At 67.4% G+C, this 12,492-nt stretch carries 13 protein-coding genes, 2 tRNA genes and 1 pseudogene; 9 read left to right on the top strand and 7 right to left on the bottom strand.

Annotation, left to right across the window (positions count from 1 at the left end):
• The first annotated feature begins 74 nt into the window (after nucleotides 1–74).
• Together pspF and aceB are read left to right on the top strand one after the other, a co-directional pair.
• Nucleotides 75–1,124 carry a phage shock protein operon transcriptional activator gene (gene pspF, locus DM194_RS09970; RefSeq protein ID WP_111067179.1) on the top strand — a complete coding sequence of 350 codons (1,050 nt, stop codon included), beginning with the start codon at nucleotides 75–77 and terminating at the stop codon, nucleotides 1,122–1,124.
• A gap of 91 nt (nucleotides 1,125–1,215) precedes the next feature.
• Complete coding sequence (gene aceB, locus DM194_RS09975) at nucleotides 1,216–2,820, top strand: malate synthase A (RefSeq protein WP_111067180.1); 1,605 nt, start codon at nucleotides 1,216–1,218, stop codon at nucleotides 2,818–2,820.
• A gap of 52 nt (nucleotides 2,821–2,872) precedes the next feature.
• Here aceB and DM194_RS09980 read toward each other — a convergent pair whose 3' ends face one another.
• Together DM194_RS09980 and DM194_RS09985 are read right to left on the bottom strand one after the other, a co-directional pair.
• The gene (locus DM194_RS09980) at nucleotides 2,873–3,445 is read right to left on the bottom strand and encodes a demethoxyubiquinone hydroxylase family protein (protein ID WP_111067181.1); all 573 of its coding nucleotides are present in this window, start codon (nucleotides 3,443–3,445) and stop codon (nucleotides 2,873–2,875) included.
• A complete protein-coding gene (locus DM194_RS09985; protein ID WP_111067894.1) occupies nucleotides 3,442–3,960 on the bottom strand; it encodes a disulfide bond formation protein B in 519 nt (172 codons plus the stop codon). The genes DM194_RS09980 and DM194_RS09985 overlap by 4 nt, the downstream gene beginning before the upstream one ends.
• Before the next feature lie 218 nt (nucleotides 3,961–4,178).
• Here DM194_RS09985 and DM194_RS09990 point away from each other — a divergent pair.
• Together DM194_RS09990 and DM194_RS09995 are read left to right on the top strand one after the other, a co-directional pair.
• Nucleotides 4,179–4,263, top strand: a tRNA-Leu gene (locus DM194_RS09990).
• Nucleotides 4,264–4,515: 252 nt separating this feature from the next.
• Nucleotides 4,516–4,899 carry a rhodanese-like domain-containing protein gene (locus tag DM194_RS09995; protein ID WP_111067182.1) on the top strand — a complete coding sequence of 128 codons (384 nt, stop codon included), beginning with the start codon at nucleotides 4,516–4,518 and terminating at the stop codon, nucleotides 4,897–4,899.
• Nucleotides 4,900–4,951: 52 nt separating this feature from the next.
• On the opposite strand, the gene DM194_RS10000 is transcribed toward DM194_RS09995, so the two are convergent.
• Nucleotides 4,952–5,036, bottom strand: a tRNA-Leu gene (locus DM194_RS10000).
• Nucleotides 5,037–5,290: 254 nt separating this feature from the next.
• On the opposite strand from DM194_RS10000, the gene DM194_RS10005 reads away from it, so the two are divergent.
• A complete protein-coding gene (locus tag DM194_RS10005) occupies nucleotides 5,291–5,470 on the top strand; it encodes a hypothetical protein (RefSeq protein WP_111067183.1) in 180 nt (59 codons plus the stop codon).
• A 63-nt stretch (nucleotides 5,471–5,533) separates the two neighbouring features.
• Here the strand turns inward: DM194_RS10005 and DM194_RS10010 are convergent, their stop codons facing one another.
• Together DM194_RS10010 and DM194_RS10015 are read right to left on the bottom strand one after the other, a co-directional pair.
• A complete protein-coding gene (locus tag DM194_RS10010) occupies nucleotides 5,534–5,779 on the bottom strand; it encodes a hypothetical protein (protein WP_111067184.1) in 246 nt (81 codons plus the stop codon).
• Nucleotides 5,780–5,885: 106 nt separating this feature from the next.
• A complete protein-coding gene (locus DM194_RS10015; RefSeq protein ID WP_111067185.1) occupies nucleotides 5,886–6,671 on the bottom strand; it encodes a competence/damage-inducible protein A in 786 nt (261 codons plus the stop codon).
• 66 nt (nucleotides 6,672–6,737) lie between these two features.
• Between DM194_RS10015 and sfsA the strand changes: the two genes are divergently transcribed.
• Together sfsA and map are read left to right on the top strand one after the other, a co-directional pair.
• The gene (gene sfsA, locus DM194_RS10020) at nucleotides 6,738–7,487 is read left to right on the top strand and encodes a DNA/RNA nuclease SfsA (protein ID WP_111067186.1); all 750 of its coding nucleotides are present in this window, start codon (nucleotides 6,738–6,740) and stop codon (nucleotides 7,485–7,487) included.
• Nucleotides 7,488–7,543: 56 nt separating this feature from the next.
• Complete coding sequence (gene map, locus DM194_RS10025; protein ID WP_111067187.1) at nucleotides 7,544–8,353, top strand: type I methionyl aminopeptidase; 810 nt, start codon at nucleotides 7,544–7,546, stop codon at nucleotides 8,351–8,353.
• 248 nt (nucleotides 8,354–8,601) lie between these two features.
• On the opposite strand, the gene DM194_RS10030 is transcribed toward map, so the two are convergent.
• Nucleotides 8,602–9,330 (bottom strand): SDR family oxidoreductase, encoded by a 729-nt coding sequence (locus DM194_RS10030; protein ID WP_111067188.1) that lies wholly within the window; start codon nucleotides 9,328–9,330, stop codon nucleotides 8,602–8,604.
• 11 nt (nucleotides 9,331–9,341) lie between these two features.
• On the opposite strand from DM194_RS10030, the pseudogene DM194_RS10035 reads away from it, so the two are divergent.
• A pseudogene (locus tag DM194_RS10035) lies at nucleotides 9,342–9,670 on the top strand (transposase); the annotation flags it as partial.
• A 156-nt stretch (nucleotides 9,671–9,826) separates the two neighbouring features.
• On the top strand, nucleotides 9,827–10,390 hold the full coding sequence (locus DM194_RS10040) for a hypothetical protein (protein WP_246024176.1): 564 nt from the start codon (nucleotides 9,827–9,829) through the stop codon (nucleotides 10,388–10,390).
• A gap of 45 nt (nucleotides 10,391–10,435) precedes the next feature.
• On the opposite strand, the gene DM194_RS10045 is transcribed toward DM194_RS10040, so the two are convergent.
• Nucleotides 10,436–12,328 carry a potassium transporter Kup gene (locus tag DM194_RS10045; RefSeq protein ID WP_111067190.1) on the bottom strand — a complete coding sequence of 631 codons (1,893 nt, stop codon included), beginning with the start codon at nucleotides 12,326–12,328 and terminating at the stop codon, nucleotides 10,436–10,438.
• Nucleotides 12,329–12,492: the final 164 nt, after the last annotated feature.

Consider the following 12,492-nt stretch of genomic DNA (forward strand, 5'->3'; position numbering starts at 1 on the left):
GCGCCTCCCGGCTTGCCGCATCGCCGTTTCAGCAATATCATCGCATATATGGCGATGAAGTGGTTGAATGCACGATGAAAGCCGCTCCTCCCTCCCTGCTCGGTGAATCGCCGCCCTTTCTGGCGACGCTGTCCCATGTCTCGCGGGTGGCGCCGCTGGAGCGGCCGGTGCTGGTGATCGGGGAGCGTGGGACGGGCAAGGAGCTGATCGCCGCCCGCCTGCACTACCTGTCGCAGCGGTGGGACCGTCCCTTCGTCAAGGTGAACTGCGCCGCGCTGCCCGAATCGCTGCTCGATTCTGAGTTGTTCGGGCATGAGGCCGGGGCCTTCACCGGCGCCACCCGCCGGCAGATCGGCCGGATCGAACAGGCCGACGGCGGCACGCTGTTCCTGGACGAGATCGCCACCGCCTCCCCCGCCGTGCAGGAAAAGCTTCTGCGCGCCGTGGAGTATGGCGAGATCGAGCGGGTCGGCGGACGCACCGCCACCGTCGACGTGCGGGTGGTGGGCGCGACGAACGCCGACCTGCCGGCCCTGGCCGCGGCAGGCCGTTTCCGCGCCGACCTGCTGGACCGGCTGGCCTTCGACGTGGTGACCCTGCCGCCGCTGCGCGCCCGGCCCGAGGACATCCCGCCGCTGGCCGAGCATTTCGCGCTGGGCATGGTGCGCGAACTGGAGCGCCCGCTGTTTTCCGGCTTCACCGCCGCCGCGCTCGACCGGCTGCGCGCCCATGACTGGCCCGGCAACGTGCGCGAACTGCGCAACGCGGTGGAGCGCTCGGTCGCCGCCGCCGAGACCGACGAGCCGCTGGACCGCATCATCCTCGACCCCTTCGACTCGCCCTGGCGCCCGGCCGCCGCGCCGATCCCCGCGCCGACCGCCCTCCCTGCTCAGACACAGGCGCCGGCGCCCGCCCCGAAGGCGCCTGCGCCGGCCCTCCCCGCCTTCGACGGCGGTATCCTCGATCAGGTCCGCGCCTTCGAGGCCGCCAAGCTGCGCGAGGCCCTGGAGCGGAACCGCTTCAACCAGCGCCAGACCGCCGAGGCGCTGGGGCTCGGCTACCACCAGCTGCGCGGCATGCTGAAGAAGCACGGGCTGATCCCGCCACCCCCTCTGCGACCATAGGCCGTCCCCAGGTCGCGCCCGTACCATGCTATACCGGTCGCTCAACCGTCGAGCGAGCGGTTCGTCACCATACGGGAAGGGGAGCAGCACGATGGCCACCAGCATGCCCAGCCTTGAGATCCGCGGTCCGATGAAGCCCGGTTTCGAGGAGATCCTGACGCCGGAGGCGATGGCCTTCCTGGCGGAACTGGAGGGTCGCTTCGGGCCGGAACGGCTGCGGCTGCTGGACGTGCGGACCAAGCGCCAGGCACTGCTCGACCAGGGCCACAAGCCGGACTTCCTGCCGGAAACCCGTGCCATCCGCGAAGCCGGCTGGACCATCAGCCCGCTGCCCGTCGACCTGCTCGACCGCCGGGTGGAGATCACCGGGCCGGTCGACCGCAAGATGGTCATCAATGCGCTGAACAGCGGCGCAAAGGTCTTCATGGCCGATTACGAGGATGCCACCTGTCCGACCTGGACCAATCTGGTCGAGGGACAGATCAACATCCGCGACGCCGTGCGCCGGACCATCTCTTACGAGGATCCGGCCAGCGGGAAGAAATACCGCCTGAGCGACAAGACGGCCGTGCTGAAAATCCGCCCGCGCGGCTGGCATCTGGACGAAAGCCATGTGCTGATGGAAGGCGAGCCGATGACCGGCGCGCTGTTCGACTTCGGCCTGCATGTCTTCCACAACGCCAAGGAGCTTCTGGCCCGCGGCAGCGGCCCCTATTTCTACCTGCCCAAGCTGGAAAGCCATTTCGAGGCGCGGCTGTGGCGCGAGGTCTTCCTGGTGGCGGAGGAATACCTCCATCTGCCGCACGGCTCGATCAAGGCGACGGTGCTGATCGAGACCATCCTCGCCGCCTTCGAGATGGACGAGATCCTGTACGAACTGCGCGAGCATTCCGCCGGCCTGAACTGCGGGCGCTGGGACTATATCTTCAGCTTCATCAGGAAGTTCCGGAAGGATCCCGCCGCCGTCATGCCCGACCGGGCCGAGGTGACGATGGCCACCCCCTTCCTGTCGGCCTACAGCCAGCTGGCGATCAAAACCTGTCACCGCCGCGGCGCGCCCGCCATCGGCGGCATGGCCGCCTTCATCCCGGTCAAGGACAACCCCGAGGCGAACGAGGTCGCCTTCTCCCGCGTGCGCGCCGACAAGGAGCGCGAGGCGTCCAACGGCCATGACGGCACCTGGGTCGCCCATCCCGGTCTGGTGCCGGTGGCGCGCGAGGTGTTCGACGCCTACATGACCACGCCGAACCAGATCGCCCGCAAGCGCACCGACGTGACCGTCACCGCCGCCGACCTGCTGGCGGTGCCCGCCGGGCCGAAGACCGAAGCCGGCCTGCGCAACAACGTGGCAGTCGGCATCGGCTATATCGAGGCATGGCTGCGCGGCCAGGGCTGCGTCCCGCTGTTCAACCTGATGGAGGACGCCGCCACCGCGGAGATCAGCCGCACCCAGATCTGGCAATGGGTCCACACCGGCACGGCGCTGGACGACGGACAGCCCGTCACCCTGGACCTCGTCGATCGCGTGATCGCGGAGGAACTGTCCGCCTGGAAGGCGCGTGTCGGCGCCGACGCCTATGCCAAGGGCCGCTACGCCGATGCCGCCGCCCTGTTCCGCGATCTGGTCGCGCGCGAGGACTTCACCGAATTCCTGACGCTGCCGGCCTACCAGCGCGTGGTGGCGGAAGGGGCGTAAAGCCCTTTGCGGGGAGAGGGGGAGTGACCGCCCCCTCGAACCCGCGATTCCGTCAGACCCGCTCGGCCACCCAGATCACCGCACGGGTGCCGGCCTTGATCGCCGCCGACAGCACCGGATAGCCGGGCGCGCGCTCCGCCTCGTTGACGATGCCGATGTCGCGGTGCTCGACCTCCTCCGCCTGAAACTTGCGGATACTGTCGGCGAGTTCCTGTTCGTCGGGGCCGAGGTGCTTCAACTGCGCCTCGTAATGCTCCTCGATCACCTCTTCGACGGCGACGGTGCAGGCCATCGCCGCACGCTCGCCGAGGATCGCGGTGCCGGCCCCCAGCAGGAAGCCGGTGACGTGCCACAGCGGCTGCAGCATGGTCGGCCGCACGCGGCGCCGGTTCAGCTGCTTCTCGAAATATTGCAGATGGACCAGTTCCTGCTCCGCCATGTGGCGCAGGGTCTTGCCATGCCGGCCCTTGCCGATGACGGCGATCTGGCCCTCATAGATGCGCTTGGCGCCATATTCGCCGGCATGGTCGACGCGGACGATGCGGGCCAGCCGTTCCCGCCGCGGCAGGTCGCCGGGCAAGGCGCCATGGCGCGGGATGGCGGTCGGAGAAGTCGTTTCGCTCACAATGCAGTCCTCGACACCGGGGTGCGGATGTAGGCGGTGCGCGCCGCGACGAAGGCGTAGGCCGCCAGCGCCAGCGAGATCGCCACGTTGTAGCCCGCCATGGAAATGCCGAACAGCGACCAGGCCACTTCGTCGCAACGGGTGACCGGCGCCGCCATCACCTGCGCCCGCAACGCCTCCAGCGAGTTCGCCGGAGCCGAGCCGCCGCAGGACGAGGTGCCGGCCCACCAATGCTGCTCCACCCCGACATGATAGGCGGCGATGCCGGCACCGGCCAGCAGGGCCAGCCCGCTCGCCACCAGCAGCGCGTCGCCCAGCCCCTTCCAGCGGCGGAACAGCCAGGTCACCAGCCCGAACACCATCACCGCCACATAGGGCCAGCGCTGCATGATGCAGAGGATGCAGGGTTGGTAATCCAGCACGAACTGGAAGAACAGGGCCGACAGCAGCACGCCCGCGCTGGCCAGCGCCAGCAGCAGCGCCGCGACGCGGGGATCGTCGAAGATGCGGGACATGAGGGGCTTGGTCGTCATGACCGACAAGGTAGCGCGTGCCGGACCGTTCGACCAGCCGTCCGCGACGCGCGCACCGCCCCTGCGACCGCATGGCAGGGACGGCACCGCCGCCGGGGAATAGGCGCGGCCGTGGCGGCGTCGCCCATCGCCGATGGGATGGAGCAGCCTTTCTTTTGCGCTTTCCGTTTGCGGACTGTTGCGTTAGAAGAGGCGTCGCTGCGGGCGTGGTGAAATTGGTAGACGCGCCGGACTCAAAATCCGGTTCCGCAAGGAGTGTCGGTTCGAGTCCGACCGCCCGCACCACCTACTCCGACCGGCCTCCCGGTCCCGACCGGCAAGTCGCCGCCCCCTCTTCGAAAACCGGATCGCACACGGCGTCGCTGACAGCGGCAGGGCCGACTGGCTGACCGACACTGCGCTCCATCTGACCCAGCTCGCACAGGATCGGCAGGCGCGCCCATTGACATTAAATTAGAATTTGCTGATTTTAAAGGCAGGGGTTTTCCCGGCATCCGCCCGGCCCGACGATCACACCTGTTTCAAGGCAAGCCGACCATGCTCCTGTGCACACTGATCCGCCGACTGTTCCCCGCCGCCCCATCGGCCGATCAGACCGGCACCGGTGCCATCCGCCAGATCGACCCGGCGACCGCCATCGAATTGCAGGCCAGCGGCAAAGCGGTGATCGTCGATGTCCGCGAACCCCATGAACATGCCGCCGGCCATATTCCCGGCGCCATCCTGAACCCGCTGTCCTCTTTCGACCCGTCGCGGGTACCGGCCGACCCGGCCAAGCATCTGGTTTTCCACTGCCAGGGAGGCATGCGCTGCGGTTCCGCCGCCGAACGCATGATGACCGCCGGCCACACCGGCACCATCAACCGCCTGCGCGGCGGCTTCGCCGCCTGGGTCAATGCCGGGGGTCCGGTGGAGCGCTGATTGTCGGTTTGGAAGAAGGCCGGACTGCAATGAAGCCGGACTGCAATGAAGATGGTGCGGGCGGCGGGACTCGAACCCGCATACCTAAGGGTGAGGGATTTTAAGTCCCTTGCGTCTACCAGTTTCGCCACGCCCGCGCCCCGGACTCCGCCATCATAGGCCGGTCAGGCAACCGGATCATGACGGCAAAGCCCATGTCGACGGAGCGGCCCCGCGCTGCCCGCACAGATTGCATACCGTGATATGCAACGCACCGTTCCGTGGTCATGACTTAGACAATCGCGGGGCTGCGGGTCAAGGGGCCTTCGCAATACCGCGGGCATTCCCATATGGAAGGAAGCGCAACTGTGGGACCGGCCCTGAGCAGGGCCGGAGAATGGGAGGACGCGGCGTGAGCGAGACGAACTGGTTGTCGCTGGTGGCGCTTTTGATGGTGGCCGTTCTGGTGGTGCCGGCGGCCCTTCGCCGGAACCGCGGCGTCGCGCTGCGCAATGCCGCGCTCTGGCTGGCGGTGATCGTGGCGCTGGTGTGGATTTATAACAGCTTCGGACCGTTCGGCGGCAATTTCTGAGCGCGGACAATCCGAACGGCCCGCCGGCCAACTGCGTCGAAGTGCCTCAGGGACCGGAGTGCTTCAGGGCCGGGTGTCCTCGTTCATCGCCATGATGCCGATCCCCATCGACACGCTGCCGAAGGTCAGCATCAGGCCGGCATAGAGCATGACGGTCGCGGTGATCCCGTATTCGCTGCTGCCGATCAGCGTCGCCAAATTGGCGACGTCGAACCACAAGAGGCCAGTTGCCAGCACCACCGCACCCGCGACGCCTGCGGCCAGATGACGCAGAAGGAACAGCAACGCCGCTTTCTCAAAGCTCTTCATGGCGGAGCCTCCCGGCAGACTCGGTTGAGATGATGAGAGGCTAATGTAGGACCGAATCGGTCCGGGACAATCGATCCGCCGACATAGCCCCGATCATGGCGGCGCACTACCCTTTCGTACCAACGGTGATGGTCGGCGTACCGCCCAGACGGCGAATGATCGCCGCTAATTCATCCGCCGCCGCCGTCACCTCGGCCTCGTCGGTGCCGCGCAGGACCAGGCTGACGCCGAAGAAGCCGTTGCGGAAGTAAGGATAGCTGCCGATCTCGAGATTCGGATGGCGGTCCTGCAAGGCCGACAGGTCGGATGCGATCACCCCCTCCCCCAACTCGCAGGCCACCGTGCGGGCATGCAGCGCCGGCCCGCCGGCCAGCCGCGGCAGGATGCCGTCCAGCATCGCCCGCATGATGTTGGGCACGCCGGCCATGACGAAGACGTTGCCGATCTGGAAGCCCGGCGCCTGGCTGATCGGGTTGTCGATCAGGATGCCGCCGGCCGGGACGTTGGCCATGCGCAGCCGCGCCTCGTTCAGCTGGCCGGCGGCGTAATGACGCTCCAGCCGGGCGACCGCCTCCGGGTTGCGCTCCAGCGCCACGCCGAAGGCCTTGGCGACGCAGGCGGCGGTGATGTCGTCGTGGGTCGGGCCGATGCCGCCGGTGGTGAAGACATAGGTGTAGCGGGCGCGCAGGGCGTTGACCGCGGCGACGACCTCCTCCTCCACATCCGGCACCACGCGGGCCTCGCGCAGCAGCACCCCGATCTCGCTCAGCTTCTCGGCGATGTGGCCCAGGTTGGCGTCCTTGGTGCGGCCCGACAGGATCTCGTTGCCGATCACCAGGACGGCGGCGGTCGGATTGGTTCCGGTCGGAATTGCGGCGGCTTCGGACGTCATCTGGCAGGGGTCTCCATGGGAACGCTCTTGTCGAGCGGGAAGGCCGAGGGTAGCGTCGCCGCCAAGATGCGCTTTCCCACCCCCCTTCTTCAAGGCCGCCTGATCCGCCGCTACAAACGGTTCCTCGCCGACGTCCTGTTGGACGGGGTGGAGGTGACGGCGCATGTGCCCAATTCCGGCAGCATGATCGGCCTGGACCTTCCCGGTTCCGCCGTCTGGCTGTCGCGCTCCGCCAACCCCAACCGCAAGCTGGCCTACACGCTGGAGCTGGTCGAGGCCGCCGCCCCCTGGGGCGAGGGGCTGGTCGGCGTCAACACCGGCCATCCCAACGCGCTGGTCGCCGCCGCGATCGCCGCCGGCACCATCCCGGAACTGGCCGGCTACGACCGGCTGCGGCGCGAGGTGAAATACGGCCGCAACAGCCGGATCGACGTGCTGCTGGAGGACGATCCGGCCAAGCCCGACCCGCGTCCGCCCGCCTATGTCGAGGTCAAGAACGTCCATCTGCGCCGCCCGCAAGGCCCGCATGGCCCCGATGAAGATGGGGCCGCCGAGTTCCCGGACTGCGTCACCGCCCGCGGCGCCAAGCATCTGGAGGAGATGGCGGCGATGGTGTCCCAGGGCTGCAGGGCGGTCATGCTCTACCTTGTCCAGCGCGGCGACTGCACCCATTTCCGCACGGCGGCCGATCTCGACCCGACCTATCACGATGGTCTGCGCCGCGCACTGGATTCGGGGGTGGAGGCGCTGTGTTGGTCTTGCGCGATCACACCCGAATCGATTGAATTGGACCGGCCGCTGCCGATCCGGCTTTAGGGCCGCGGCAGGTTTCGGCATCGGGCTTTCGGTTACTTGGCATAGGGGCTTTCGTCTTGGAACAGGATCACGTCGAATCCAACCGCGTCCGTCTTCATGGTCCGGAGGGATTCGAAGGCATGCGCAAGGCCGGCCGGCTGGCCGCGCTGGCACTGGACTACATCGTCCCCTATGTGCAGCCGGGCGTCACCACGGGCGAGCTCGACCGCCTGCTGGAGCAATTCATCCGCGACCATGGCGGCGTCCCCGCTCCGCTGGGCTATCGCGGCTTCCCGCGCGCGAACTGCATCTCCGTCAACCATGTCGTCTGCCACGGCATCCCCGGCGACAAGCGTCTGATGGACGGCGACATCCTGAACATCGACGTGACCCCGATCGTCGACGGCTGGTACGGCGACAGCAGCCGCATGTATCTGTGCGGCGAGGTCGGCGTGAAGGCGCGCAAGCTGGTGGACGTCACCTATGACGCGCTGATGATCGGCATCGCCGCGGTGAAGCCGGGCGCCACGCTGGGCGACATCGGCCACGCCATCCAGACCTTCGCCGAATCCCACCGCTTCTCGGTGGTGCGCGATTTCTGCGGCCACGGCGTCGGCCGCGTCTTCCACGAACCGCCGTCGGTCCTGCATTACGGCAAGCCGGGCGAGGGTCTGGTCCTGAAGGAAGGCATGATCTTCACCATCGAGCCGATGATCAACACCGGCCGCCCCGACGTGAAGATCCTGGGCGACGGCTGGACCGCCGTGACCAAGGACAAGTCGCTGTCCGCCCAGTTCGAGCATTCGATCGGCGTGACGGCGGACGGTGCCGAGATCTTCACCCTGTCGCCGGCAGGGTACACCAAGCCGCCTTACCCGGTGGAGTGAGGCCCGGCAGGACACGGGAAAAACGGCTCCCTGCGATGCCCTTTCCTTCGCTGAGGCTTGAATGCGGGGACTGCGGTGCCCGTTTTGGGCTGGAGTGGGGTGTTGCGGTACAGCCGGGCCTCGGGATCGCTGGTCGAGGCATGGGGCTCCGCGGGGGCGGGGGGGCGTCGTCACTCTCCCCGCACGGCCCCCCCCCGGCAGCTGAGTGGTCGGCAAGTTGACCCTGCCTGCGGCCTGCTCGACCCTCTTCACCATGGCTGTTTGCTGGGTCCGACCGTGAACTCGTTGATCGTGGTGTCCTCCGGCGCGTCAATCGCGAAGGAAACGACGCGGGCGATCCGGTCCGGCGGGATCGCGTAGGTATCGTACAGCTTCTTCATACCCTCGGCTGCGGCCGGATCGGTGATTCCGTTCAGCAACTCGGTACTGATCGCAGCGGGATAGATCGTCGCCGTGCGGATATTCGTGCCCTCCATGGCCGATTCCATGCGCAGAGCCTCCATGAAATTGCGCAAGAACCATTTTGTTCCACCATAAATCGCACTTCCGGGATATGCCTTGATGCCGGCGACCGAAGATGTCGCGATGATCTGTCCGGATTTCTGCGCGATGAAGTCGGGCATTATGGCGGCGACACCGTTGAGCACGCCCTTGATGTTGATGTCGACAGCCTGGTTCCACTCATCGGTCTTGAGAGCAGAGACGGGCGACGTCGGCATGATGCCGGCATTCAGGAAGACAACATCAACGCGGCCAAACCTCTCCTTCGCCAGACGCACGATTGCTTCGCTGTCGGTCGGCTTGGTGACATCGAGCACCTGATAGGCGGCTTGCCCGCCACCTTTGCCGATGTCATCGGCAATCCTCCGCTTCAGCTTGTCTTCGCGGCGCGCGCCCAGCACGACCTTGGCGCCCTGTTGCGCGAGCAGTCGAGCCGTGGCCTCGCCGATCCCCGACGATGCACCGGTGATAATCACGACCTTGTCCTGTGAGGTTCCGGTTGACGGCGGAGCAGTTTGGGCGGCTTGAGCCGCAACCTTCGCGCGACACCCCCGGCAAGCCGCGTGTGGACGATCGCCGTTCGATCAGCGGAACCCTCCATGTGCTGGAGTCGGGCGGGCGCTGGGCGGAAGCTCCGCCGGTCTACGGCCCCGGCAAGACGCTCGACAACCGCTTCGCCCGCCGGGCGTCCAAGGGGGGGCCAAGGGGGTCCGGGAAGACATCCTCCATACCTTGGCGGCGGGTGCTCCCCGGCCCAGGCGATGATCGGGCTCCACGGCGATGCGCGCCCATCGTTCGGCAGGCGCGGGCAAAGGAAGACTCCCATAAGGTTGAGGCAATCCCCTTTGAGTTCCCCAAAAGAGACATGATGCAGCGCCGTATGGAGGCGATTATAGTGCCTCGCCGATCAACTGTTTTTCTCCCTTACCCGGAGCCTCCATGCTGTCGCGCCGCCTTGTTATTGCCGCCGGAATGACGACTCTCCTGCTTGCCGCCTGCCAGAGCACCCCGCCCCGGCCGGCGCCGCGTCCGATCGATTTCTCCAATTTCGGGCCGATCGTGCTGAATGCCGGCAGCATCGACGTGGTCGACGCCTATCGCCCGATGGGGGCCAAGCATGTGGAAGGCCGTTCCGCCGTTCCGCCGGGCGAGGCGGTGCGGCGCTGGGCGGCGGAGCGGCTGCAGGCGGCCGGCGGTCAGGGGCGCGTGCGCGTCACCATCCGCGACGCCAGCATCGTCGAGGTCCAACTGCCGACCAGGAAGGGCATCTCCGGCTATTTCACCAACGATCAGGCCCAGCGTTATGACGGCCGGATCGAGGTGGAGATCACCGGCGAGGTGCCGGACACCGGCAATGGCGGTTTCCGCGGCGTGACCCGCTCCACCGTTACCCACTCCACCACCGTGCCGGAGAACATCTCGCTGGCCGACCGCGAGGCGACCTTCCTCGAGATCACCCGCCGGATGATGGACGACCTGAACGCCCGCCTCGACGCCGGCATCCGAAAGGATCTGGCGCCGATGGTCCGGCGCTGACCCGCCCGTGGCAGGGGGCCGGACGGACGGACCCTGCCCAGCGCCCTATATCTCCAACTGCATGCCCAGTTCGACCACGCGGTTGGGCGGGATGCAGAAATACTCCGACGCGCTGGTCGACAGCTTCGACAGGAAGATGAAAAGCGGTTCCTGCCAGCGCGGCAGGCCGAGCTTGCCGTGGCTGCGGATCAGCGTCTCGCGGCTGACGAAATAGGTGGTCTCCATCGGCTCGAAGGGCAGGCCGGGAATCCGCTTCGTCTCCAGCGCATGCGGGATGTCCGGCTCGTCCTTGAAGCCGAAATGGACGATCAGCCGGAAGAATCCGGCGGACAGCGTCTTCAACTCGAACCGCCGCTCGTCCGGCACATGGGGCACGTCCTCGATGTCGACGGTCAGCAGCACGATGCGCTGGTGCAGCACCTTGTAGTGCTTCAGGCTGTGCAGCAGGCCCGGCGGCAGGCCGCGCGGGTTGCCGGTCAGGAACACCGCGGTGCCCGGAACACGCTGCACCGATCCGCTCTTCAGCCGCTCCACCAGCAGGTCGAAGGGCAGCGCGTCCTCGGCCAGCCGCTTGCGCACGACCTCGCGCCCGCGCCGCCAGGTCGCCATCAGCAGGAAGACCGCCGCGCCGACCACCAGCGGGAACCAGCCGCCCTCCTCCACCTTGACCAGATTGGCCAGGAACAGCGCCATGTCGACGGTCAGGAACACCGCCAGCGCCAGCACCGCCTGCCACAGCTTCCAGCGGCCGAGCGAGCGCGCGACCTTGTAGGCCAGCAGCGTGGTCGCCACCATCGTGCCGGTCACCGCGATGCCGTAGGCGGCGGCGAGGTTGCTGGAGGTCTGGAAGGTCAGCACCAGGATGAGGACGCCGGCCAGCAGCAGCCAGTTCAGCTGCGGCATGTAGATCTGGCCCTTCTCGTGCTCCGAGGTGTGCATCACCTCCATCCGCGGCAGATAGCGCAGATGCATCGCCTGCAGCGTGACCGAATAGGCGCCGGAGATCACCGCCTGCCCGGCGATGATGGTCGCCGCGGTCGCCAGCAGCAGAAGCGGCACCTGGGCCCAGTCCGGCGCCAGATGGAAGAAGGGGTTCTCGATCGCCTCCGGCTCGTGCAGCAGCAGGGCGCCCTGGCCGAAATAGCACAGCAGAAGCGACGGCAGCACGATGGTGTACCAGGCGCCGCGGATCGGCTTGCGGCCGAAATGCCCCATGTCGGCGTAGAGCGCTTCCGCCCCCGTCACCGCCAGAACCACGGCCCCCAGCAGCAGGAAGCCGTGCCAGCCATGGTTGAACAGCATCTCCGCGGCATGGCCGGGCCAGACCGCGGCCAGCACGCCGGGATAGCGCACGATCTGCCACACCCCCAGCATGCCCAGCGTGATGAACCAGACCAGCATCACCGGCCCGAACAGCCGGCCGACCTTCTCCGTCCCGAAGCGCTGCAGCACGAACAGCCCGATCAGGATGGTCAGGGTGATGGGGAGGACGTAGTGGTCCAGGGCGGGGGCGACGACATGCAGCCCCTCCACCGCGCTCAGCACCGAGATTGCGGGGGTGATCAGGCTGTCGCCGTAGAACAGCGAGGCGCCTATCACGCCGATCGCCATGACGGCGCCGGTACGCCGGTGCCCCGGCCGCATGCCGCGCAACGCCAGCGCGGTCAGCGCCAGGATGCCGCCCTCGCCCTGGTTGTCGGCGCGCATGACGAAGACGACGTACTTCACCGTCACCGTGATGATCAGCGCCCAGAAGATCAGCGACAGCACGCCCAGGATGATCTCGGGCACCAGCGGAAAGCCGCCGCCCTCGGTCAGGCATTCGCGCAGCGTGTAGAGCGGGCTGGTGCCGATGTCGCCATAGACGACACCAAGCGCCCCCAGCGCGAGCGCACGCAGCTTCGCCGCATGCGCCGGCCCGTCGATGCCTGCTTCCATGACCAGGTCCGCTCCTGTGCCGTTTCATCGCGCCCGTGAAGGACCGCCGCCGGACCGCCCGCTACATCGTCCGGACCGGCCATCGACATACGCACTGTCTTGCCTAAGGTGGCTCGCGGTGGCCGCGCAAGCACCGAATGGCGAAACACGCCGAAGGGCGGTCC

The sequence above is a fragment of the Azospirillum ramasamyi genome (assembly GCF_003233655.1).
Lineage (GTDB): Bacteria > Pseudomonadota > Alphaproteobacteria > Azospirillales > Azospirillaceae > Azospirillum > Azospirillum ramasamyi.